Source organism: Bosea sp. F3-2, from assembly GCF_008253865.1.
Lineage (GTDB): Bacteria > Pseudomonadota > Alphaproteobacteria > Rhizobiales > Beijerinckiaceae > Allobosea.
Window position 1 is genome coordinate 3,656,865 of the sequence record NZ_CP042331.1, and the last position, 23,646, is coordinate 3,680,510.

21 protein-coding genes are annotated in these 23,646 nt (G+C 65.9%); 14 read left to right on the plus strand and 7 right to left on the minus strand.

The features are described 5' to 3' along the window. Window position 1 precedes the first annotated feature (1 nt). The 3 genes from rbbA to FQV39_RS16885 all read right to left on the minus strand — a co-directional run bounded on the left by rbbA (window position 2) and on the right by FQV39_RS16885 (window position 4,570). Complete coding sequence (gene rbbA, locus FQV39_RS16875; protein WP_149131342.1) at window positions 2-2,734, minus strand: ribosome-associated ATPase/putative transporter RbbA; 2,733 nt, start codon at window positions 2,732-2,734, stop codon at window positions 2-4. Next, window positions 2,731-3,741 carry an HlyD family secretion protein gene (locus FQV39_RS16880; RefSeq protein ID WP_149131343.1) on the minus strand — a complete coding sequence of 337 codons (1,011 nt, stop codon included), beginning with the start codon at window positions 3,739-3,741 and terminating at the stop codon, window positions 2,731-2,733. The genes rbbA and FQV39_RS16880 overlap by 4 nt, the downstream gene beginning before the upstream one ends. Before the next feature lie 151 nt (window positions 3,742-3,892). Further along, window positions 3,893-4,570, minus strand: a complete 678-nt coding sequence (locus tag FQV39_RS16885) for a GntR family transcriptional regulator (protein WP_149131344.1) — start codon at window positions 4,568-4,570, stop codon at window positions 3,893-3,895. A gap of 171 nt (window positions 4,571-4,741) precedes the next feature. On the opposite strand from FQV39_RS16885, the gene FQV39_RS16890 reads away from it, so the two are divergent. From FQV39_RS16890 to FQV39_RS16940, 11 genes are all read left to right on the plus strand, one after another. Continuing rightward, the gene (locus FQV39_RS16890) at window positions 4,742-5,728 is read left to right on the plus strand and encodes a TRAP transporter substrate-binding protein (RefSeq protein ID WP_149131345.1); all 987 of its coding nucleotides are present in this window, start codon (window positions 4,742-4,744) and stop codon (window positions 5,726-5,728) included. A gap of 83 nt (window positions 5,729-5,811) precedes the next feature. Next, window positions 5,812-6,348, plus strand: a complete 537-nt coding sequence (locus FQV39_RS16895; protein ID WP_149131346.1) for a TRAP transporter small permease — start codon at window positions 5,812-5,814, stop codon at window positions 6,346-6,348. A gap of 3 nt (window positions 6,349-6,351) precedes the next feature. Further along, window positions 6,352-7,632, plus strand: a complete 1,281-nt coding sequence (locus tag FQV39_RS16900; RefSeq protein ID WP_149131347.1) for a TRAP transporter large permease — start codon at window positions 6,352-6,354, stop codon at window positions 7,630-7,632. A gap of 10 nt (window positions 7,633-7,642) precedes the next feature. Further along, a complete protein-coding gene (kduI, locus tag FQV39_RS16905) occupies window positions 7,643-8,479 on the plus strand; it encodes a 5-dehydro-4-deoxy-D-glucuronate isomerase (protein WP_149131348.1) in 837 nt (278 codons plus the stop codon). 258 nt (window positions 8,480-8,737) lie between these two features. Further along, on the plus strand, window positions 8,738-9,517 hold the full coding sequence (gene kduD / locus FQV39_RS16910) for a 2-dehydro-3-deoxy-D-gluconate 5-dehydrogenase KduD (protein ID WP_149131349.1): 780 nt from the start codon (window positions 8,738-8,740) through the stop codon (window positions 9,515-9,517). Between the two features lie 12 nt (window positions 9,518-9,529). Beyond that, on the plus strand, window positions 9,530-9,871 hold the full coding sequence (locus FQV39_RS16915; RefSeq protein ID WP_149131350.1) for a cupin domain-containing protein: 342 nt from the start codon (window positions 9,530-9,532) through the stop codon (window positions 9,869-9,871). An 89-nt stretch (window positions 9,872-9,960) separates the two neighbouring features. Further along, window positions 9,961-10,293 (plus strand): ArsR/SmtB family transcription factor, encoded by a 333-nt coding sequence (locus FQV39_RS16920; RefSeq protein WP_210251111.1) that lies wholly within the window; start codon window positions 9,961-9,963, stop codon window positions 10,291-10,293. Next, entirely contained in the window at window positions 10,290-10,700 is a 411-nt protein-coding gene (locus tag FQV39_RS16925; RefSeq protein WP_149131351.1) for an SRPBCC family protein, read from the plus strand. The genes FQV39_RS16920 and FQV39_RS16925 overlap by 4 nt, the downstream gene beginning before the upstream one ends. 47 nt (window positions 10,701-10,747) lie before the next feature. Next, window positions 10,748-11,164: a DUF1801 domain-containing protein gene (locus FQV39_RS16930; RefSeq protein ID WP_149131352.1), complete on the plus strand. Its 417-nt coding sequence runs from the start codon at window positions 10,748-10,750 to the stop codon at window positions 11,162-11,164. A 409-nt stretch (window positions 11,165-11,573) separates the two neighbouring features. Continuing rightward, window positions 11,574-12,734 (plus strand): efflux RND transporter periplasmic adaptor subunit, encoded by a 1,161-nt coding sequence (locus FQV39_RS16935; RefSeq protein WP_248313043.1) that lies wholly within the window; start codon window positions 11,574-11,576, stop codon window positions 12,732-12,734. 3 nt (window positions 12,735-12,737) lie between these two features. Next, the gene (locus FQV39_RS16940) at window positions 12,738-15,884 is read left to right on the plus strand and encodes an efflux RND transporter permease subunit (RefSeq protein WP_149131353.1); all 3,147 of its coding nucleotides are present in this window, start codon (window positions 12,738-12,740) and stop codon (window positions 15,882-15,884) included. Between the two features lie 286 nt (window positions 15,885-16,170). On the opposite strand, the gene FQV39_RS16945 is transcribed toward FQV39_RS16940, so the two are convergent. Then, a complete protein-coding gene (locus FQV39_RS16945; protein WP_149131354.1) occupies window positions 16,171-17,703 on the minus strand; it encodes a CYTH and CHAD domain-containing protein in 1,533 nt (510 codons plus the stop codon). A 117-nt stretch (window positions 17,704-17,820) separates the two neighbouring features. Further along, window positions 17,821-18,303, minus strand: coding sequence for a MarR family winged helix-turn-helix transcriptional regulator (locus tag FQV39_RS16950; RefSeq protein ID WP_149133891.1), 483 nt, complete (start codon window positions 18,301-18,303; stop codon window positions 17,821-17,823). Window positions 18,304-18,495: 192 nt separating this feature from the next. Here FQV39_RS16950 and FQV39_RS16955 point away from each other — a divergent pair, with 192 nt between their 5' ends. Then, complete coding sequence (locus FQV39_RS16955; protein ID WP_149131355.1) at window positions 18,496-19,254, plus strand: alpha/beta hydrolase; 759 nt, start codon at window positions 18,496-18,498, stop codon at window positions 19,252-19,254. Between the two features lie 240 nt (window positions 19,255-19,494). Here the strand turns inward: FQV39_RS16955 and FQV39_RS16960 are convergent, their stop codons facing one another. Both FQV39_RS16960 and FQV39_RS16965 read right to left on the minus strand, forming a co-directional pair. Next, complete coding sequence (locus FQV39_RS16960; protein WP_149131356.1) at window positions 19,495-20,913, minus strand: ATP-binding protein; 1,419 nt, start codon at window positions 20,911-20,913, stop codon at window positions 19,495-19,497. Between the two features lie 50 nt (window positions 20,914-20,963). Next, entirely contained in the window at window positions 20,964-21,743 is a 780-nt protein-coding gene (locus FQV39_RS16965) for a response regulator (RefSeq protein WP_248313044.1), read from the minus strand. 147 nt (window positions 21,744-21,890) lie between these two features. On the opposite strand from FQV39_RS16965, the gene FQV39_RS16970 reads away from it, so the two are divergent. Together FQV39_RS16970 and FQV39_RS16975 are read left to right on the plus strand one after the other, a co-directional pair. Next, complete coding sequence (locus FQV39_RS16970) at window positions 21,891-22,109, plus strand: hypothetical protein (RefSeq protein WP_149131357.1); 219 nt, start codon at window positions 21,891-21,893, stop codon at window positions 22,107-22,109. Between the two features lie 56 nt (window positions 22,110-22,165). Next, on the plus strand, window positions 22,166-23,632 hold the full coding sequence (locus tag FQV39_RS16975; protein WP_248313045.1) for a TolC family protein: 1,467 nt from the start codon (window positions 22,166-22,168) through the stop codon (window positions 23,630-23,632). Window positions 23,633-23,646: the final 14 nt, after the last annotated feature.

Genomic DNA, 23,646 nt, shown 5'->3' on the forward strand with positions numbered 1-23,646 from the left:
CTCAGACTTCCTGCTTGCGCAATGCGAGCTGGGCGACGACCAGGAAGAGCAGGAAGAAGAAACCGAGCATCACCAGATTCGGCCAAAGCGCGGCCGCCCCCAGCCCCTTGGTGAAGACACCAACACTGACCGGCTGGTACCAGGCCGGCGGCAGGGTCATGCCGATGAGACGGCCGCCGCCCGAGAGCGAGGCGACCGGTACCATCAGGCCGGAGAAATTGACCGCCGGGATGATCGAGAGGATCGCCGTCGCGAAGACGGCCGACACCTGCGTGCGCGTGAAGCTGGAGATGAGCTGGCCGAAGCCGGTCGTGGCGGAGACATAGAGCAGGGTTGCGAGCCCCAGCACCCAGGCCGAGCCCTTGATCGGCACCGCGAAGACGGTGAGCGCGATCACGACCAGCATGACGAAGCTGGCCATCGCGACGGCGATATAGGGCAGCTGCTTGCCGAACAGGAACTCGAAGCGGCTGATCGGGGTCGAGCGGAAATTGGCGATCGAGCCGGTTTCCTTTTCACGGACGACGCCGATCGCCGACATGATCGCCGGAATGAGGATCAGCATCAGCATGATCACGCTCGGCACCATCGCATTGGCGCTCTTGAAGTCCTGATTGTAGCGGAAGCGCGTCTCGATCGTGACGGCGGCAGGCGCATGGCTCGACGCCGCATGGGCCGCTGTAAAGTCTCGCGCATATTGCGCGGCCAGGCCCGTGACATAGCCGCGGGTCGTCTCGGCCCGGAACGGCATGGCGCCATCGAGCCAGACAGAAAGTTCCGGCGTCCGCCCGGCCTTCAGGTCGCGGCCGAAGGAGGGCGGGATTTCGATAGCGAGCTGCAGCTCGCCGCTCCTCAGCCGTTGATCCAGTTCCGCCGTGGAGCGGATCGGCGCCTGCTCGCTGAAATAGCGCGAACTGGAGAAGGCCTCGATCAGCTGCCGGCTCTCCATCGATTTGTCCTGATCATAGGCAGCGAATTTCAGGTTCTCGACATCGAAGGAGATGCCGAAGCCGAAGGCCAGCATCAGCAGCAGCGGTCCCAGGAAGGCGAAGCTCAGCCGGATCGGGTCGCGCAGCAGCTCCATCGTCTCGCGACGGGTGCAGGCCCAGAGCCGGCGCGGATCGAAGCGGCGGGCCGGCGGCGCAGGCTGGGCCGCGGCAGCGGGGATGATCGCGGCTTCCACCGGTGCTTCCTCGATGCCGGCAGCTTCCTTGAGATAGGCGATGAAGGCCTCTTCCAGCGTGTCGGCACCGCGCTTCTGCACCAACTCCTGCGGCGTGCCGACCGCCAGCACCTTGCCGGCATGCATGAAGGAGATGCGGTCGCAGCGCTCCGCCTCGTTCATGAAGTGGGTCGAGAGGAAGATGGTGACGCCGTCGTCGCGCGAGAGATCGATCAGCGTGCGCCAGAACGCGTCGCGGGCGATCGGATCGACGCCCGAGGTCGGCTCGTCGAGGATCAGCATGGCCGGCCGATGCAGGACGGCGACGGCGAGCTGCAGGCGCTGGCGGATGCCGAGCGGCAAGCTGTCGGGTCGCTCGTCGGCGACGTTCTCGAGGTCGAAGCGGGTCAGAAGTTCGGCAATCCGGCCGGGAATCTCGGCCGGCGGCAGATGATAGAGCTCGGCATGCAGCACGAGGTTCTGGCGGACCGTGAGCTCGCTGTAGAGCGAGAAGGCCTGCGACATGTAGCCGACATTGCGCCGGGTCTCCATGTCGTTGGCGGCGAGCGGCTGGCCGAACAGCTTGGCCGTGCCCTCGGTCGCCGGCAGCAGTCCAGTCAGCATCTTCATAGTCGTCGACTTGCCGCAGCCATTCGAGCCGAGAAAGCCGAAGATCTCGCCGCGGCCAATGCGGAAGCTGACATGGTCGACGGCGACGAAATCGCCGAAGCGGCGTGTCAGCCCCTCGGCCTCGATCGCCGGCGTCGCATCGTCGCTCACGACCCGCAGCCGCAGCACGACCTCTTGGTGCTGCGCGCGCTTGGCTTCCGGCAGCAGAGCGACGAAAGCGCCTTCCAGCGTCGACTGCCCGGCCTTCTTCCGCAGCTCTGCAGGCGTGCCGGTGGCGATCGCCTTGCCATCGTCCATCGCCACGAGCCAGTCGAAGCGCTCGGCCTCCTCCATATAGGCGGTGGCGACGATGACGCTCATGCCAGGCCGGCGGGCGCGGATCGTGTCGATCAGGTCCCAGAACTGGCCGCGCGAGAGCGGATCGACGCCGGTCGTCGGCTCGTCGAGGACGAGCAGGTCGGGATCATGGATCAGCGCACAGCAGAGCGAGAGCTTCTGCTTCATGCCGCCGGAGAGCTTGGCGGCAGGGCGGCCCTCGAAGGGGGCGAGCCCCGTGGCCTTGAGCAGCTCATCGATGCGCTGGCGGCGCTCGGCAGCATCCTGCCCGAACAGCCTCGCGTGGAAGTCGATATTCTCGAAGACGGAGAGCGTCGGGTAGAGATTGCGACCCAGCCCCTGCGGCATATAGGCGATCCGCCCGCGCCGGGCTTCGCGCTGCGCCTTGACGCCGAGGTCGCCACTGAGGGCATGGACGCTGCCCTGCTGGATCGCCCGCACGCCGGCGATGAGCGCGAGCAGGGTCGACTTGCCGACACCGTCCGGCCCGATCACGCCGATCATCCGGCCGGACGGGATGTCGAGCGTCAGCCCATCGAGGGCGGTCACCTTGCCGTAGCGGTGCGTGACGCCCACGAGACTGGCGGCAGGCCCGGCCTCCGTCATGGCAGCTTCACGGCGAGCGAGTCAGGCCATTTCGCGGAGGGAGAGGTGCGAACGAAGCCGAGGCCACGCACGCCGGTCTTCACCTGCCGATGGTATTTGGCGAGCAGATCCTTATCGACCTGGAGCTTGGCGCGGAAGACCAGCTTCTCGCGCTCCTCGGCGGTTTCGACGGCCTTGGGCGTGAACTGCGCATCGGCGGCGACGAAGCTGACCGTCGCGGGAATGACGTATTGCGGCACGGGATCGAGAATGATGCGGGCCTCGTCGCCCAGCGCGAGCTGCCCCGCCTGCGCGGCCGGCAGGTAGATCGTCATGTAGACGTCCGACAGGTCGAGAATGGTGATGACGCGGGTGCCGGCCGAGACCACCTCGCCCGTACGCGCAAGCTGGTACTGGACGCGCCCGCTGCGCGGCGCGAGGAGCACGAGGTCGACCAGGATCGCCTTGATCTGCTCGGCATCGGCCTCGGAGGCATGGATCGCGAACTGGGCCTGGTCGCGCTGCGCCTGTGCGGCCCGTAGGGCGGCATCGGCCGCGTCGGCCTTGGCCGAGCGCTGGTCGTCGACCTGCTTGCTGAGATAGCCTTTTGCCACCAGTTCCTTGCCGCGCTCGGCGTCGGTGCGGGCGAGGATCTGGTCGCTCTTGCGCTGGGCGATGAGCGCTTCGGCCTCGGCGAGCGCCTGGCGGGCTCGTAGCACCTGCGCCTGCGCGGCCCGCAACTGCGCCTCGTATTCGGGCGAGGAAATGCGGGCGATGACCTGGCCGGCCGTGACCTCGTCGCCTTCCTTGACCGTGACCTCCGCCAGGCGGCCGGCATATTTCGAGGACACATCGACCTGCGTCGCCTCGATGCGCCCGTTGGTCTTGACGATCCCTTCCGGCATCGTGTCGCCGCGCAGTCTTTCGATCAGCGCCTTCAGCCGCGACTGCGCCTGCACCGGGGGCGGGGAAAGCAGGGACGTAGACGTAACGAGGGCAGCAGCAAAGGCTACGCGACAGAAGCGCATGGAGCGTCTCCAACGGAACAGGCTTGGAACGTTCAGCTCGGCAGCTTTCATAGCATGCAGGAAGCTGTCGGCGAGGCCCGTGGCCGCATGCCGCCGTCTTCGAATGCGCACGAGAGCGCGGCATGACGCCGCTGGTTGCGCGCGGCCGGCGCTACTCGAACAAATCGGGGTGAGCGGCTTCCGTCTTCGGCAGAGCGCGCAAGATCTCGGTGAGATGATGGCGCATGGCGGCCTCGGCCGCCGCGGCATCGCCTGCATCGATCGCGGCCATGATGCGTCGATGCTGCTCGATCAGCGGCAGCATCGCATCCGGCCCCGGCAAGGTCAGCTGGCAGACCCGGTCCATATGCGCCTTGATGTCCCGGATCGCCTCCCAGGCGAGCGGCATGCCGACACCTTCCGTCAGCTCGACATGGAAGAGCTCGTCATAACGCTGGAAGGCGGCATGGTCGTTCCGTGACGCGGCCTTGTCCTGCATCTCCAGAAGATCGGCGATCCGCTGGCGGCTCTGGGCGGCGAAGGACTGGCAGGCCTGCCGGACGATCGCGACCTCGACCGCCTCGCGCACGAAGCGCGCCTCCATCATCTTGCGGACGGAGAACTTAACCACGACCGTGCCGCGCTGCGGCTGCACGTCGACGAGCCGGGTCTTGGCAAGCGCGATCAGCGCCTCGCGCACCGGCTGGCGCGAGACGCCGTATTTCAGCGCGATCTCCTGCTCCGACAGGCGCGTGCCAGGCGGCAGCTCGAGCGCGATGATCGCCCGGCGCAGCTCGGCTTCGACACGTCCGGCCGCCGAAGCGCCCGTGAGAACGGGGGGTGACGTCAACGAAAGGCTCAAGTCAAAAACCTCCAGGCCCGTTGCGTACCATACAACGACATACTACCATACAATCACTGCCGCAACCGAGCATGGGGAGCGGGCAGCAAGCTTACGTTCGACGCGCCAGCGAACAAGCCAGGAAACGGCGAGGCCTTCGAACCCACGGGAGAACGCACCATGACCGCACGCCGCAGTTTCCTTGCCTGTACCGCCGCGCTGGCCTTCTCGGCCGCTGCGGCAACCTCCGCCCTCGCCCAGAGCGTGACGCTGCGCTCGGCCGACATCCATCCCACCGACTACCCGACAGTGGAAGCGGTCCGCTACATGAGCAAGCTGCTCGAAGAGCGCACCCAGGGCCGCGTCAAGATCAACGTGTTCCACTCGGCCCAGCTCGGCCAGGAGAAGGACACGATCGACCAGACCCGCTTCGGCGTCATCGACATCAACCGCATCAACATGGCGCCGTTCAACAACCTGATTCCGGCGACCAACATCCCGTCCCTGCCCTTCATCTTCCGCTCCGTCGATCACATGCGGAAGTCCATGGACGGGCCGATCGGCGACAACCTCTTGAAGGAATTCGAGAAGCACGACCTGATCGGCCTCGCGCTCTACGATTCCGGCTCGCGCTCCTTCTATAATTCGAAGCGCCCCATCAACAGCCCTGCCGACATGAAGGGCATGAAGATCCGCGTCCAGCAGTCCGACATGTTCGTCGCGCTGGTCTCGGCGCTCGGCGCCAACGCCACGCCGATGCCCTTCGGCGAGGTCTATTCGGCGCTCCAGACCGGCGTCATCGACGGCGCCGAGAACAACTGGCCGTCCTATGAATCGACCCGCCACTTCGAGGTCTCCAAGTTCTACTCGGTGACCGAGCACTCGCTCTCGCCGGAGGCGCTGGTGATGTCGAAGAAGAGCTTCGACAAGTTCAACGCGGCCGATCAGGCGCAGATCAAGGCTGCGGCCAAGGAATCGGTCCTGAAGATGCGCGAGCTCTGGGATGCGCGCGAGAAGGCATCCGAGGCCAAGGTCAAGGCCGGCGGCGCCCAGATCAACACGGTGGAAAAGAAGCCCTTCATCGACGCGATGAAGCCGGTCTACGACAAGTTCGTCACGGACGCGAAGCTCAAGGACATGGTCGCCGCGATCCAGGCGGTGAACTGAGGTCTTCCAGACATGACTTGTGTCGGCGTGGCTCCCGCAAAGGGCCACGCCAGCGCAAGACCTGCCACGAAACGGACACTCCCATGCACGCCTTCACTCTCGCGCTGTCGCGCCTGTCGGCGCGATTGACGCTCATCGTCCTCGCTCTCGCCGGGCTCGGCATCCTGCTCATGACCGCGCTGATCGCCTGGGGCGTGTTCGGTCGCTTCATCCTCAATGACACCCCGACCTGGGTCGAGGCCGGGTCCCTGCTGCTGATGGCCTGGTTCATCTTTCTCGGCGCCGCCGTTGGCGTGCGCGAAAGCGACCATCTCGGCTTCGAGGGGCTGCTGGCCTTCATCCCCCGGCGGCTCGAGGCGGCGCTCGTGGTGTTCACGCAGATCCTCATTCTCGGCTTCGGCATCGCCATGGTCATCTACGGCCTGCAACTGGTCGAGAAGGGCTGGTCCGACCGCATCCCACTGATCGGCATCGCCAAATCCTGGGACTATGTCCCGCTCGTCATCGGCGGTGTGCTGATTACCTTCTTCAGCGTCGAGCGCCTGTTGCTGATCGCAACCGGCGTTCCGCGCGTCCCGTTGCGCATCAAGGCCGAGCGGGCCGGCGGCGGAGAGCTCTGAGCCATGGAAATCTGGGTTCTCTTCGGCGTCTTCTCGGCGCTGCTGCTGATAGGCGCTCCGGTCGCCTTCTGCCTCGGGCTCTCCTCGCTGGCGACCGTGCTCTACATGGGCATCCCGCCCGTCGTCGTCTTCCAGCAGATCAACTCGCAGATCAGCGTATTCTCACTGATGGCGATCCCCTTCTTCATCTTCTCGGGCGACCTGATGATCCGCGGCGGCATCGCCGAGCGCATCATCGCCTTCGCCGCCTCGCTGGTCGGGCATCTGCGCGGCGGCCTCGGGCAGGTCAACGTCGTCGCCTGCACGCTGTTCGGCGGCATCTCCGGTTCGGCAGTCGCCGATGCCTCGGCGATCGGCGGCATCATGATCCCGCAGATGGTCAAGCGCGGCTACGCCGCCGACTATGCCGTCAACGTCACCGCGAACGCCGCCATCATCGCGCTGATGCTGCCGCCGTCGCACAACATGATCCTCTACTCGCTCGCGGCCGGCAGCGGCATCTCGATCGCCGACCTGTTCACGGCCGGCATCGTGCCGGGCATCCTGCTCGCGGCCTCGCTGATGGCGACCGCCTGGTTCGTCGCGGCCAAGCGCGGCTATCCCGCCGGGGTCTTCCCGGGGCTTACGGGAGTGCTGCACCATTTCGTCGTTGCCATTCCCGGCCTGATGCTGATCGTCATCATCTTCGGCGGCGTGCGCTCGGGCATCTTCACCGCGACGGAGTCCTCCTGCATCGCCGTCTGCTACGCGCTGCTGATCACCGTGCTCGTCTATCGCCAGCTCGACTGGACCAATTTCGTGAACGCCTTGCTCGGCGCGGTCCGGACCACCTCGATGGTGCTGCTGATCATCGGCACCGCCGGCGCCTTCGGCTGGCTGATGGCCTTCCTGCAGGTTCCGCAGGCGACCATCAACGCGATGAAGGCGATCTCGGACAATCCGCTGATCATTCTGCTGCTGATCAACATCATCCTGCTGGTGCTCGGCACCTTCATGGACATGGCGCCGATGATCATCATCTGCACGCCGATGTTCCTACCCGTGGTGAAGGCGATCGGCATGGATCCGATCCATTTCGGCGTGGTATTGATCCTCAACGCTGGCATCGGCCTCAACACGCCGCCGGTCGGCTCGGTGCAGTTCGTCGCCTGCGCCGTCGGCAAGATCACCATCATGGAGTCGATGCGCTCAATCTGGCCCTTCTACGGTGCCAGCGTCGCCGTGCTCCTGCTCGTCACCTACATGCCCGGCCTGTCGCTCTGGCTGCCGCGCCTGTTCCACTGAAGGACCGATCATGACCATCGAGATTCGCCAGGTTTCACACCCTGAGGCCGTCAAGGGCTTCGATACGGCAGAGCTGCGGCGCCACTTCCTGATCGAGACGCTGTTCGTTCCCGGCGAGGTCAAGCTGACCTACAGCCACCTCGACCGCGTCATCGTCGGCGGCGCCATGCCGACCGGCAAACCCGTGGTGCTGCCGACGCCGAAGGCGGTCGGCACCGACGCCTTCCTGAAGCGGCGCGAGCTCGGCATCGTCAATGTCGGCGGCCCCGGCAAGGTCGCGGTCGGCGGCAAGGACCATGCGCTCGCCAAGCGCGATGCGCTCTATGTCGGCAAGGAAGCCGGCGAGGTCTCCTTCGCCAGCGACGATGCCGGCAACCCCGCCAAGTTCTACCTGCTCTCGACGCCGGCCCATGCCGTGCATCCGACCAGGCGGATCACCGCGGCCGACGCCAAGACCATCGCGCTCGGCGAGCAGGCGACCGCCAACAAGCGCGTCATCCGCCAGTACATCATCCCCGGCGTCTGCGACACCTGCCAGCTGGTGATGGGCGTGACCACGCTGGAAGAAGGCAGCATCTGGAACACCATGCCCTCCCACGTCCATGACCGGCGCTGCGAGATCTATCTCTATTTCGACCTGCCCGACGACGCCCGCGTCTTCCACCTGATGGGCGAGCCGCAGGAGACCCGCCACCTCGTCGTCGCCAATGAGCAGGCGATCCTCTCGCCCGGCTGGTCGATCCATTCCGGCGTGGGCACCCGCGCCTATTCCTTCATCTGGGGCATGGGTGGCGACAATGTCGACTACACCGACATGGACATGGTCGCGACCGGCGATCTGCGCTGATGCTTAAGGGCTTGCACTCATGATGGGCATCGTTCTGACGCAGGGCATTTTGATCGGCGGGCAGGAGCGTGGCCGCCGCAAGCCGCCCGGCTTGCAAGGCCGCGCGACACACCAGCCGATCAAAAGGCCCGCGCCCCAAAGGGGTCGGGCGAAAACGGCCGATAGCTGCGTCGGTCCCTTGCCCGATGCCAACAGGCATCGGGCGGCGGGCTCCTCCTTGCTCTCGGCCGTTTTGGCCCGATCAGAACGGTGTCCATCATGAGTGCAAGCCCTACAGCCTTCGATTTGAGCGGCCGGACCGCGATCGTCACCGGGGCCAATACGGGCCTCGGCCAGGCGATCGCGGTCGCGCTCGCCCATGCGGGCGCCGGCATCGTCGCGGTCGGCCGCTCGAGCATGGCCGAGACGAAAGCCCGCGTCGCCGAGACCGGCCGGCCCTTCCATGAGATCAGCGCCGACCTCGCCACGCTGGAGCCGATCGCACGGATCGTCGAGGAGGCCGAGGCTGCGGCGAAGACCGATGGCTCGCGCCTCGATATCCTCGTCAACAATGCCGGCATCATCCGCCGGGCCGACGCCATCGACTTCACCGAGGCCGATTGGGACGCCGTGATGGACGTCAACCTGAAGTCGACCTTCTTCCTGACGCAGGGCGTGGCGAAGCGCATGCTTGCCGACGGCAAGGGCGGCAAGGTGATCAACATCGCCTCGCTGCTCTCCTTTCAGGGCGGCATACGCATCCCCTCCTACACGGCGTCGAAGAGCGGGCTTGCGGGGCTGACGCGTCTGCTCGCCTGCGAATGGGCTCAGCATGGCATCAACGTCAACGCCATCGCGCCCGGCTATTTCGTCACCAACAACACGCAGGCCCTGCGCGCCGACCCGGAGCGCAACGCCGCGATCCTGGCCCGCATCCCGGCGGGGCATTGGGGCGAGCCGCAGGAGCTCGGCGGGGCCGCCGTGTTCCTCGCCTCGGACGCCGCCGCCTACATCCATGGCGTTGTGCTGCCGGTCGATGGTGGCTGGCTCGCGCGCTGAGGGAGACCCGACATGGATCGCAAGAACGAACCCTTCGCCCGCGACGCCGATCTCGGTTGGGAGCCGGCCGGCGAGGGCGTGACGCGCAAGATCCTGACCTATCGCGACGAGGTCATGATGGTCCGCGTGCGCTTCCAGGCCGGCGCGATCGGCCCCGCGCATAGCCATCCGCATATCCAGTGCTCGCTGGTCGAAAGCGGCGTCTTCGACATCACCATCTCCGGGCGCACCGAGCGCCTCAGGGCCGGCGACAGCTTCACCGTGCCGCCCGATGCGATCCACGGCGCCGTCAACGTGGAGGCCGGGACGCTCGTCGACGTCTTCACGCCGATGCGGCAGGACTTCGTTTCCTGACGACCACGCGCGTTCCGGAAACACAGTTCCGCTCAGGTTGACTCTTACATAACCCGTCAGTTATTGGTTTGACCTATAACTGACGGGTTATGTGTTTGATAGCGACCGATCACGACCAGCTCTTCAGGACCCTCGCCGACCCCACGCGGCGGGCGTTGTTCGAATGGTTGTGCCGGGACGGCGAGCAGACCGTGGGCGCCCTGACGATCCGCGCCGGAGTCTCGCAGCCCGCCGTCTCGAAGCACCTCGCCGTGCTGAAGCAGGCCGGGCTGGTGCGGGATCGACAGGAAGGCCGCCAGGCGCATTACAGCGCGCAGCCGAAGGCGCTGGCGCCGCTGATCGACTGGACCAGCCAAATGGGCGGGTTCTGGGAGAACCGGTTCGACGACCTCGAAGATCTGCTCAAAAGGATGGACCAGTGAACGAAGCATCCGCCGAAATCCACTCCGTCATCGTCGAGCGGGAGTTCCCGCATCCGCCGGAGAAGCTCTGGCGCGCCCTGACGCAGCCGCATCTGATCGCAGAGTGGCTGATGAAGAACGACTTCAAGCCGGTCGTCGGCCATCGCTTCGACTTCAGCGCCGAATGGGGCGCCGTCTCCTGCGAGGTGCTGGAGATCGAGCCGGCCAGAACCCTGTCCTATAGCTGGGGCGACCATGAGCTGAAGACGGTGGTGACCTGGACCTTGACCCCGGCCGGTGCGGGCACCGCGCTGCGCATGGAGCAGACGGGCTTCCGGGAGAACCAGCCACGTTATTTCCAGGGCGCCAGGGCCGGCTGGCCGCGCTTCCTCGCCGCACTGGAGGAATTGCTGGCGCGGATGGGCTGAGGAACACGCCAGAGGCGCGAACGCACAGAATATGGAGCAGGGAGAAGATGATGGCCCATACCGCAACCCACGCGGAAAAATCGCCATCCGAACTGATCGACGGGCGAATCAGGGAGCTTGGCGACTGGCGCGGCGAGATGCTTGCCCGGCTTCGTGCCCTGATCAAACAGACCGTTCCCGATGTCGTCGAGGAATGGAAATGGCGCGGCGTGCCGGTCTGGTATCGCGACGGCATGATCTGCACCGGCGAAACCTACAAGAGCGCGGTCAAGCTGACCTTCGCCAAGGGTGCGGCGCTGGAAGACCCGTCCGGCCTGTTCAATTCCAGCCTGGACGGCAATGTTCGCCGCGCCATCGATTTCCACGAGGGCGATGCGATCAACGAAAAGGCCCTGGCCGAACTGATCCGCGCCGCCGTTGCACTGAACGCGCCGAAAGCGAAACGAGCCGGCCGCTCGGGCTGAGCAGCCGGCCTTTTTTTAATTGGGTGCCTCACGGCCGAAGCCGCGGGCTCTGGCGCAGCGTCGTCTCGGCCCTTGGACTTCTTGCCCCCGGATTTGCCGCCGCCTCGCTCGAACACTCGGAATCCGGATACTATCGTCCCTTCTCGGGAGCAGCGTCATTCGCGAGCAAATCTCTGCTATTTTTAGCAAAATCATTCGAATAAACCATATAGATCCGCCTAAAATCTTCAATTCTACGTTCCCAAGGCAACCCTGAGCGCCAACACCCATCGACACGCAAAGCGAGTATTGCGACACCTCCAACAAGGCCGTAGCGCCTGCGCAAAAAAACGCTCAGTATCCGGCCTCGACCGGACGGCCGATCACGTGCAGGGCTCGTACAGTGACAAAAGACTGCGGGGGAAAGCGAATGCCTGTATTTTCGCTGCGCTCGAAGGGGCGGCTGCGCTCTGGACTTCTCTGCCTCGCAATGGCGACACTGGCCGCCGGCGCCGTCCTGAGCCCCGACAGTCGCACCTTCGCCCAGCAAGCTCAGCCGGCGAAGATTCCGGTGGGCACCGTTGCAGCCGAAAAGCGGGCCATCGAGAAGACCGCCGACTTCGTGGGTCGAATCGAAGCCGTCAATCGCGTTGATGTCCGGGCTCGCGTAACGGGCTATCTGGACGAAGTGCTGTTCCGGGACGGTGCAAACGTCAAGGAAGGCACGCCCCTCTTCCGCATCGAGCGGGCCCCGTTCGAGGCAGCCGTCGAGCAAGCCCAGGGCGCACTTGAGCGCGCACAGGGCACCCTGAAAAATGCCATCGTCCAGCGCCAGCGCGCCGAGGATCTCCTGCGCACCAGCGCCGGCTCCGAAGCCGTCCGCGATCAGCGCGTCGCCGACGAACAGGGTGCGCGGGGCGACCAGATCACCGCAGAAGCCAATCTGAAGACCGCGCAGATCAACCTCGGCTACACCGAGATCAGATCGCCGATCGCCGGCCGGATCGGCCGAACAAAGCTCACCAAAGGCAACGTCGTCGGCCCCGACAGCGGCGTGCTGGTGCAGATCGTCAGCAGCGACCCGATGTATGTCACCTTCCCCGTCAGCCAGCGCGAATTCCTCGGGCTGAAGACGAACAACGTCACGGAAGGGAAGGGCGCCCCATTCGTCAGTCTCAAATTCGCGGACGGCACGGCCTATGACCAGAAGGGCCGCGTCGACTTCGTCGACGTCTCGGTCGACCGTGCCACCGACACGGTCCTGGTGCGCGCCGAGATTCCGAACCCGGACAACAAGCTCATCGACGGCACGCTCGTGCGCGTCACCGTCCAGGCCGAGAAATCCGAAGAAAAGGTGCTGATCCCGCAATCGGCGCTGATCGCCGATCAGCAAGGCGGCTATGTCTTCGCGGTCGAGGACGGCAAGGCCGTGGTCAAGCGCGTCAAGATCGGTGCCGAAATCGGCGCCTATGTCACCGTCGAGCAGGGCCTCGTCGGCAACGAGCAGATCGTCGTCGAAGGGCTGCAGAACCTGCGGCCGGGATCTCCGGTCCTGGCTTCACCCGTCGCTCCGCCGGCCGGCCGGAGCTGAGCCATGTTCACCTCCGTCTTCGTCGACCGGCCGCGGCTGGCCATCGTCATCGCGCTTGTCACCACGATCGCAGGCCTGTTGTCGCTCTTCGCCATCCCCGTGGCGCAATACCCCGACATCGTGCCGCCGCAGGTTTCGGTGACGACCTCCTATCCCGGCGCCTCGGCGGCGGTGATCGAGCAGACCGTGGCCCAGCCGCTCGAAGCCCAGATCGTCGGCACCGACAAGATGCTCTACATGAAGAGCGTCAGCGGCAATGACGGCAGCTATTCGCTGCTCGTCTCCTTCGAGCTCGGAACGAACCCCGACATCAACAGCGTCAACGTCAACAATCGCGTGCAGGTCGCGCTGTCGAAGCTGCCCCAGGAGGTGCAGCGCAACGGCGTGACGGTGAAGAAGAAGTCCTCGGCCCTGCTCGGCGTCATCGCCGTCTACGCGCCGAAGAACGCCTACGACACGCTGTTCGTCTCGAACTACGTCACGATCAACCTGCTCGACTCGATCCGCTCGACGCCCGGCGTCGGCGACGCCGCGCTGTTCGGCGCGCAGGATTATGCGATGCGGGCCTGGGTCCGCACCGACAACCTGACCGGCCTCAATCTGACGACCGGCGACATCATCAGCGCCATCCAGTCCCAGAATACCCAGGCCGCCGTCGGGCGCATCGGCGCGCGTCCGATCTCGGACGATCAGCAATTGCAGCTCAACATCCAGACCAAGGGCCGACTGACCTCGCCGGAGGAGTTCGGCAAGATCGTGCTGCGCACCAATCCGGACGGCTCGATCCTGCGGCTATCCGATGTCGCGCGGCTTGAGCTCGGTGCCGCCAATCTCGACCGCGACACGCGGCTGAACGGCGGCCCCGCCGTGCTGATCGGCGTCTACCAATCGCCCGGCGCCAACGCGATCGCCGCGCTCGACGCCGTCAAGAAGACCGTCGGCGACCTGTCGAAATCCTTCCCGGAAGGTCTGGAATGGAAGGTCACCTACGATCCGACCGCCTTCGTCACGGCGACAATCCATGAAGTGCAGAAGACGCTGCTCGAGGCCTTCGCTCTCGTCGTCCTCGTCGTCTTCCTGTTCCTCGGGAACTTCCGCGCGACGCTGATCCCGACGGTCGCCGTTCCGGTCAGCCTGATCGGTGCCTTCATCGTCCTCAACGCCATCGGCTACTCCGCCAACACGGTGTCGCTGCTGGCCGTGGTCCTCGCGATCGGCATCGTCGTCGACGACGCGATCGTGGTGATCGAGAACGTCGAGCGCGTGATGGAGGAGCATCCAGATCTGACGCCGGCCCAGGCGACCAAGAAAGCGATGAGCGAGATCGTCGCCCCGATCATCGCGATCACGCTGGTCCTGCTCTCGGTCTTCGTGCCGGTCGCCTTCATCCCCGGCATCTCCGGCGAGCTGTTCCGACAGTTCGCGGTCACGGTCGCCGTGGCGATGGTGCTCTCCGCCATCAATGCGCTTTCGCTTTCACCGGCGCTCTGCGCCGTCCTGCTCAAGCGCCATGAGGGGCCACGGCGCGGGCTGATCGCGCGCGTCATGAACGGTATCGACTGGGTGCGTGACCGTTATGGCGTCGCCGTCGCGCGACTCGTGCGGGTCTCCGTCATCAGCCTCGTGCTGACGGCGGCCTTCGGCGCGGGCATCTACGGGATGAGCCGCATCACGCCGACGGGCTTCCTGCCCGACGACGATCAGGGCGCCTTCTTCATCGTCGCCCAGCTGCCCGACGGCGCCTCGATCGGCCGCACTTCCATCGCCATGGCCCAGGTCGAGAGCATCCTGAAGACCGAAAGCGCGATCGCGGATTATTCCACCGTCATCGGGCTCAACTTCCTCGACAACTATTCGCAGCCCAATGCCGGCTTCGTCATGGTCTCGCTGAAGCCCTTCGACCAGCGGACGAGCCGCGAGGATTCCGCCGAAGCCGTCATCGCCCGACTGTCGCAGAAACTCAGGGCGGTCCGTGAAGGCAATGTGGTGCCGATCGCCCCGCCGCCGATCATCGGCCTCGGCAATGGCGGCGGCTTCAGCTATGTCGTGATGGATATGGGGACGTCCGATCCCAAGGCGCTCGGCCGGGCGCTGCGCGGCCTCACCATCGCGGCCAACCAGGATCCGCAGCTGCGGCGCGTCTTCTCGACCTTCTCGGATTCGGCTCCGTCGATCTATCTCGACATCGACCGGGACAAGGTCCAGATCCTCGGCGTCGAGCTCAACAACGTCTTCCAGGCCCTGCAGGCATCGCTCGGCGGCTACTATGTCAACGACATGAACCTGTTCGGCCGAACCTGGCAGGTGCAGGTCCAGGCGGATGGGGCCGACCGCGCCTCGGTCGACGACATCTACCGCATCAATGTCCGCAGCCGCAGCGGCGACATGATCCCGCTGCGCAGCTTCGTCGAAGCCAGGGTCGTGGTCGGCCCGCAGGCGCTGATCCGCTACAACAACCGTCTCGCCGTGACCCTGCAGGGTTCGCCGGCACCGGGCGTCTCATCCGGCGCAGCGCTCGCCGCGATGGAGGCCGTATCCGCCAAGACCTTGCCGGCGAACTACCGCGGTGCCTGGACCGATGTGTCGTTCCAGGAGAAGCGGGCGGAGGGGCAGACCGGCATCATCCTCGCCTTCGCGCTGCTCTTCGCCTATCTCTTCCTCGTCGCGCTCTACGAGAGCTGGACGATCCCGGTCCCGGTCCTGCTCTCCGTGACGGTTGGCCTGCTCGGCGCCTTCGTCGCGATCGTGGTCGCCGGATTGACGCTCGATCTCTATGCCCAGATCGGCATCGTCGTGCTGATCGGCCTGGCGGCGAAGAACGGCATCCTGATCGTCGAGTTCGCCAAGGAGATGCGCGAGAAGGGCCACCCGTTGCTGCATGCGGCCACGGAAGGCGCGCGCCTGCGCTTCCGCCCGGTGATGATGACCTCCTTCGCCTTCATTCTCGGCCTGCTGCCGCTCGTCATCGCCGAGGGACCGGCGATGCTCGCGCGGCGCAATGTCAGCACGCCCGTCTTCGGCGGCATGCTGGCGGCGGCATGCATTGGCATCTTCGTCATCCCGGCGCTCTATGTGGTCTTCCAATCCCTGCGCGAGCGCCTGCGCCCGTCGACCCGCCCCGCGGAGAAGCCGCCGGAAGCAGCCGTATAGGGAAACGCCGGGCTGCGGCGCGAGCGAGAGGCCCGCGCTTGCTGCCAGGAGCCGCGGGCAGAAGATGGGGACGGCTGGCGGCGTGACAGGCGATCGCGATGGCCGCGCGCGACTCCCCTCCCCCTTGTGGGGAGGGGATGGGGGTGGGGGGCGGAAAGCAAGAGCGATCGATGGGAAAGTGTTTTCGGCGCTGCTGCACGGCACTGATCTGCAGCCGATCACCAAGTGGCGCCACCCCCACCCCTATCCCCTCCCCACAAGGGGGAGGGGAAGAGCCGCAATCGCCTCAACGCCAGAACGGTTGAAGCGCGATCAGCTCGCCATGAGCCTCGACGGCGGAGGCGAGCAGTTTCTGCTCCTTCGCCTCGATATCGGCCAAGGTCAGTCCCGCGGCAAACTGGACGGAACCAACAACATCCGAGCCGGCCACACGTTCAAGCAGTTGCTGCCCGGCAGCGATGTCATTGAGCGAGCCAAGGCTGCTCTGCAGTTTCGCAAGGACCAATGCAAAGGCCTTCTGGCGCTTGTGCTCCTTCTTGCCCTCATAGAGGCTGGCGAAGAATTCGGCGCCGTAGCGCAGCTTCTTGACGGCGATCCGGACCTGATGCCGCTCCTCGATGCTCAATGTCGCGAGGTCCCGGCCACGCTTCTTGACCTGCCGCCTGCGCTTGTCGAGCACCCCGGACGCAAAGGGACGCGCGGGCTGGTCGCACGCGACGCCGTCCTGCCCGGAGAGCCATCGCCCGGTGTTGATCCACGCGACCAGATCGATCAGGAACCGCCGCCACGCCTCCGAGCGTAGCGTCTCGACCACCACGCCATAGGCTTCGGCGCGCAGGCGTTGGAGATGCTTCTCCAAATTCAGAAGCTCGTCCTGATCGGGATGCCGGGAGATCTCCGCAGGCATCGTTTCCGATAGAAAGACATCGAGGTTCCGGGCCCGCCCCAGAGGCTCCGAGAGGCGCTTCAATTCCGCCTTGATGCTCTCGAACCGCTCGTCGGCCAGCAGATCCTTGAACAGGGACATGGCCGAGCGGAGCCTGCGGATCGCGACGCGCGCCTGATGCAAGGCGTCCATATCGTGGCGATCGAGCAGAACGTCCTCGTTCAACCGCAGCTGGCGCAGGCAGCCATGAGCGATGGCGCGGAATGCGTCGGCGGCCGACATGTCGTCCGACAAGTCGATCGGCTCGGCCTTGTGAACCCGGCCGCCTTCCCCATCGATCAAGTCGAACCCGCGCTCGGCCTTGCTCACGACGCCGAGACGCACGGGCACCCGCTCGCAGATTTCACGCGCAAGGGTGAAGAGGTCTTCGGCTGCTCCCTGTTTCAGCTCGAGCTCGATCTCGCTGATCGCCTCGGCGTCCGAGCCGCTCTCCGCGCAGGGATTCGTCACACGCCCTTGATCCAGCGCGATTTCGATCTGGGAACTGCCCTGGCTGATCAGGCAAGTCGCGCGTTCGACCGACACGGCGAACAACGCCGCGAACTTCGCCTTCTTGCCGACCAGCTTCGCCAGCGGTGTCTTGCGCAGAGCGTCGTGGTCTGGCTCGGGACCGCCGACCGGCTCCTCCCATTCGCGCCGCTCGATCAGGCCGTCACCACCAGCCTTCACGGTCTGGACGTAGCCGTCACCGGTTTGCCTCACCCGCAGGACGTAACCGCAGGCCTGCAGCAAGCGCTCGGAGGTGTCGAAGTAGATCGACTCCAATCGATCCGTGCGCCTCGCCTTAGCCCCAAGACGTGGCCATTCCCGCAACGCAGCCAGGTCCGAGGGATCGCAAACCAGCTTCAGCTCGATTTCCTTCGGATCGCTCATGCTTTGGCCCCGATGATCTCAGCCAAGACGAGGAAGGGAGAAGAAGCTTAGCGCGTCCGCAGGCCCGTGACGATGACGGAGGTCAAATCGTCGTAGGAGCCAAAATCTCCGACATGCTTACTCATTCGACGGCGCTGCCTCGGCAACGCCGCTATCGCCTACGGCATTTCGCATGCCCTGCCTGAGGGCCTGGACGCATCTGTTGAGCTCGATCATCTGCGGCACCTCGAAGCCGGAGTGGCGCAGCAGAGCATCCGTGAGGCATCCGGTCTGAGGATGGAGCTCCCTGCCCTTTTCGGTCAGATGCACTTCGACCAACCGCTCGTCGACGGCGCTGCGCCGGCGGCTGACGAAACCCGCCGCCTCCAGCCGCTTGACTGCCGGTGTGATCGTGCTCGGCTCCAACGCCAACCGCTCGGCGATGGCGCCGATGGTCAGCCCGTCACGCTCCCACAGCGTGCTCAGCGCCAGATACTGCGTGTAGGTCACGCCCAGCGCGTCGAGCATCGGCTTGTAGACCCGCTGGATCGCCAGCGAGGCGGAATAGATCGAAAAGCACAGCTGCGCGTCGAGCGGCAGCGTCGCAGCGTCAGCTGCCATGGGGACATCGGCATTGGGCGCGTCGGCCTTGGACGTATCGGTCATCGGGGCTCTCCGGAATCGGTGACAGGTCGATCTCGAGAAAAATGATATCGCGATAAAGAAAGTGCTTTACAAGTCCGAGGCGGGCCCGCATGAATATGCTTATCGCGATAATGAATATCGCGAACAAAACAACGAAAGGAACCCGCCATGACCAAGACCCTGATCGCCGCTGCTGCCCTCTCCCTCGCCGCCGCTGTCGCCGGCACCTCCGCCCAGGCCGCCCCCACCGTCAAGAACGTCGTTCTCGTCCATGGCGGCTTCGTCGACGGCTCCGGCTGGCAGGGCGTCTACAACGCCCTGAAGGCCAGGGGCTACACCGTTACTATCGTCCAGAACCCGACCACCTCGCTCGCCGACGACGTCGCCTTCACCAAGCGCGCCATCGCCCAGCAGGACGGGCCGGTCGTGCTCGTCGGCCACTCCTATGGCGGCGTCGTGGTCAGCGAAGCCGGCACCGATCCGAAGGTGAAGTCGGTGGTCTACATCGCCGCCTTCGCCCCTGATCAGGGCGAGTCCGTCTCCTCGCTGATCGCCAACCCGCCTCCGGGCGCCGCCGTCCCGCCGATCCTGCCCCCGGTCGACGGTTTCCTCACCCTCGACAAGGCCAAGTTCGCCGCCTCCTTCGCCGCCGATGTCGATGCGAAGACCGCTGCCTTCATGGCCGAATCCCAGGTGCCCTGGGGTGTCGCGGCGCTCACCGGCGCCGTCAGCAACCCTGCCTGGAAGGTCAAGCCGAGCTACTACCTTGTCGCAACCGACGACCGCATGATCCCGCCCCCGGCCCAGCGCAAGATGGCCCAGCGCGCCGGCGCCACCGTCGTCGAGACCAAGGGCAGCCACGCCGTCTATGTCTCCAAGCCGGCCGTCGTCGCCGAGATCATCGAAAAGGCCGCCAACGCGAAGTGAGGAAGGCCAAGCGGGGCGGAACCCAAGGTTTGCGTCTGAGCCGGCCTCCTCCCCATCCAACACGAAAGCGGGCCCGAAAGGGCCCGCCGCTTCTTTGGGGGTGCGGTTTTACACGGAACCACGCCGTCATCCCGGGCTTGACCCGGGATCCATGCCGGAGCGCTTCCCGACAAAGGTTCAGGCATGGATCCCGGCTCCCCGGCCGGGATGACCCGCGCTTCCATGAAAACGCAGCAAGCCCTAGGCCGCGTGACCGAGCCTCGGAATGAAAAACGTGACGCGCAGGCCGCCTTCCGGCCGGTTCTCCAATGCGATCGCCCCGTCATGCGACCGCGCGACGGCAAGGGCGATCGTCAGGCCGAGCCCCGAACCACCGGTCTGGCGACCGCGCGATTCCTCAAGCCGGACGAAGGGATGGAACACGCGCTCCATATCGGCCGGCGGAATGCCTGGACCTTCATCCTCGATCGCGACGACCAAAAGGCCGTCGGCTTCAGTGATCGTGACCTCGGCGGCGCCACCATATTTCAAGGCATTGCCGATGAGATTGGAGAAGGCGCGCTTCAGGGACAGGACGCGCCCCAGCACCGGGGCGGAGGCAAGTCCGGAAAAGCCGACGCGGTGCCCCTGATCGAGATGCTCGTCAATAATCGTCTCGATGACCGAGGCCAGATCGATCGGCCGCACCGCTTCGCCGGATGTGCCGCCGCGCAGATAGTCCAGTGTCGCGTCGATCATCTGCTCCATCTCGCCGAGATCGGCATCGATGAGACGGCGCGTCGCGTCGTCGTCGAGCAATTCGGAGCGGAGCCTGAGCCGGGTGATCGGAGTCCGGAGATCATGCGAGACCGCTGCCATGGCCTGCATGCGCTCTCCCACGAGGCGCTGGATGCGCTCTCGCATGGTGTTGAAGGCGTGCGCGGCGCGGCGCACCTCGACCGGGCCGCGCTCGGGAAGCGGGTGGGGCGCCTGATCGAGGCTGAAGCGCTCGGCCGCGATGGCGAGGTCCCGCAGCGGCCGCGTTGCCCAGCGCAACAGCAACAGCGCGACGACAACGATGCCGACGCCGAAGCAGATGGTCACCGCGATCACGCTCCAGTCGACATGCTGGGTCGCGCCGAGGGCGGAGGAGGAGAAGTTCACCCAGGACCCGTCATCCAGCCGCACCGACACCAGCATCATGTGCCGGTAGGCATCGGCATCGCCGGTCCCCAGGCCTCCGTCATCCGCGAAGCCGACCCTGAAGGACTCCGCCGCGAGGTCCGGTGCCAACTCCTTGAGACGGGCCTCCATCACGCGCGTCCGTTCCGTCACCGGCGCGGTTCCGAGAACGAGGCTGACCTTGCTCCAATGGACCTCAAGGCTGGCGCTCGACAGGTCATGCGCGACACGGTCCCGCTCAGGCGCGGCGGGAAGGCTCGCGATCGCCCGCTTGATGGAGACGATGTGCTCGGCGAGGCCACGGTCGCGCGCTGCGGTCGCCAGGCTCTCGACGCCAACGCGATAGGCCCAGTAGCCGAGCAGGTGGAAAGCCAGCAAGGCGGCGACCAGAATCAGGATGGCGCGGCTCGCGACCGTGTCGGGCCAGAGGCGTTCGACGAGAGCATGTCCGCGTTTCCCTGAATCGCGGACATGCTCTCGCTCGTTGTTTGGTCGCATTTTCTTCACGCGAACCGGTGTCCACTTCGCTCGAAAATACTCTAGTTTCCTCAAGCGGGCTGACCTTCCCGCCGGGCGATGCTGGAGGTGAAGATGTAGCCGGCGCCGCGGACCGTCTTGATGAGCTGTCCGCCGCTGGCGTCGGCCTCCAGCTTGCGGCGCAGGCGGCTGATCTGGACGTCGATCGTGCGATCGAAGGGGTCGTCGCTCGTCCGCGCCTTGGCAAACTGCAGCAAGGCCTCACGCGAGAGGACGCGGTTGGCGTGCTCGACGAAAGCGACGAGCAGGTCGAACTCGCCGGTCGAAAGATCAATCAGCATGCCACCGGGCGAGACCAGCTCGCGACGGCGCAGATCCATGCGCCAGCCATCGAAATTGATCGCCTCGACGCGCCGCGCCTCGACGGAGCCGCGGGCGGCACGCGAACGACGCAGCACGGCGCGCACCCGCGCCAGCAGTTCGCGCGGGCTGAAGGGCTTGGTGACATAATCGTCCGCCCCGCCCTCCAGACCCATGATGCGGTCGCTTTCCTCGTTGCGGGCCGTCAGCATCACGATCGGGATCTGGGATGTCACGCGCAGGTCGCGGCAGAGCTCGACGCCGGAACGGCCCGGCAGCATCAGGTCGAGCACGATCAGGTCGATGGCGGCGTGCGCCAGCACATCCATCATCACACGCCCGTCGGGGGCGCCGGTGACCTGATAGCCATACCGCTGGAGAAAGCGCGCGACGAGAAGCCTGATCTGCGGATCGTCATCCACCACCAGGATATGCCCGTGATCGTCGGGAGCCGGGTTCATCGCGCGCGTCGCTTCCAGTCCGCCATCCATGTCGCCCGGCCTCGCCGGAACTCATCACTGTCAATCCTGTATAGCGCGCCCGGGGCACAGCCGCGCTCGTCGGTTTGAAACAATTTGTAACGGACGCACGCAGAGCCGCGTTGCTACCCCTTCCTCAGCGAAGCAGGGAGCCGAATCGTGACGTTGGTGAAGGTGCCGTTCCTGGCGGCGATCGCATTGGCGCTCGGCGCCTGCACGATGTCCGCCGTTCCAGACCACCTGGCCAGGCCGGCCGACCCGAATGTCCGCGTTCCCGCCGTCGCATATCGCAGCGTGACCGCCGGCGCCGCCACGCTGCGCCCGGCCGACCCCAAGGACTGGCACGAGCTCAACCGTCAGGTCGGGCCGAAATCATGAGGCTGCCCGTCCACCCCCTCGCCTCCCGCTGCCACGCCGACCTCGAAAGGCCAGCCTTGACCGCCTCCCGCGCCCCGAATGTCCGCCGCCTGCTGCGCTGGGGGCTGCTTGCCGGAGCGGCCGCGATGCTCGGCGGCTGCGCGAGCTTTTCAGCCGATGGCGGCATGGGCCCGGTCCAGACGGCAGCTTACGCCGATATCGGCAAGGACGTGGTCAAGATCGGCGACGACCAGGCCGCGCTCACGGCGAAGGCGCGTGTCGATCAGCTCCTGCGCAAGCCGCTGACGGCAGACATCGCCGTGCAGGTCGCGCTGCTGAACAACCGTGGGCTCCAGGCCGCGTTCAACGAGCTCGGCATGGCCGAGGCCCAGATGGTCGCAGCCAGCCTGCCGCCCAACCCGCGGCTCGGCATCTCGAAACGCTCCGGCACCTTCGGGCTTGAGATCGAGCGGCAGATCGCCGGCAGCCTGCTGGCGCTTGCGACCCTGCCGGCCAGGGCCGAGATCGCCCGCGATCGTTTCCAGGCGGCGCAGCTCCGGACGGCTGAGGCGGTTCTCCGGCTCGCTGCCGACACGCGTCGCCAGTATTATCGCGCGGTCGCGGCCAATGCCCAGGTCGCCTTCTACCAGGAGGCGAAGGGCTCGGCCGACGCCGCGTCCGAACTGTTCAAGCGGCTCGGCGAGACCGGCGGCGTCAACAAGATCGACCAGGCGCGCGAATTCGCCTTCGAGGCCGAGCTGACCGTGCAGCTCGCCCAGGCCCGCCAGTTGCAGCGCCAGGAGCGCGAGCGGCTCGTCCGCCAGCTCGGCCTGTGGGGCGACGATCTGAAGTTCAGATTGCCGGAGACCTTGCCGCCGTTGCCGCGGCTGCAATCGGTCAAGGCGATCGAGGCCGAGGCCCTACGCAAGCGCGTCGATCTGCGGATCGCACGTACCGAGCTCGACACGCTGGCGAAGTCGCTGGGGCTCACCCAGGCGACGCGCTTCGTCAACGACGTCGATCTGCTGGGACGCCGCACCTACGATCGTGGGCGTGTCATCACGGAAGATGGCCATGTCGAGCGCGAGACCAGCCGCAGCCGGACGCTGGAACTGGAGATCGACATCCCGATCTACGATTTCGGCCAGTCGAAGGTCGCCCTCGCCGAACAGACCTACATGCAGGCTGCCAACAGGCTGGCGGAGAAGGCGGTCAATATCCGCTCGGAGGCACGCGAGGCTTACACCGCCTACCGCGCCAATTACGACATCACCCGCCAGTACCAGAACAACGTCCTGCCTTTGCGCAAGATCATCCTGGACCAGTCGCTGCTGCAGTACAGCGGCATGCTCACCGATGTGACGGATCTCATCACCGATGCCCGCAACCGCATCCTCTCGAATGTCGCGGCGATCAATGCCCGCCGCGACTTCTGGATCGCCCATACCGACTTCAAGCATGCCCTGATCGGCGGTGGCAGCGGGGGTGGCGGCCCGGCCACCGTCGCGGCGGCGAGCGGCGGCGACGCCGGCGGCGGGCACTGAAGGAGTTTCCCGAC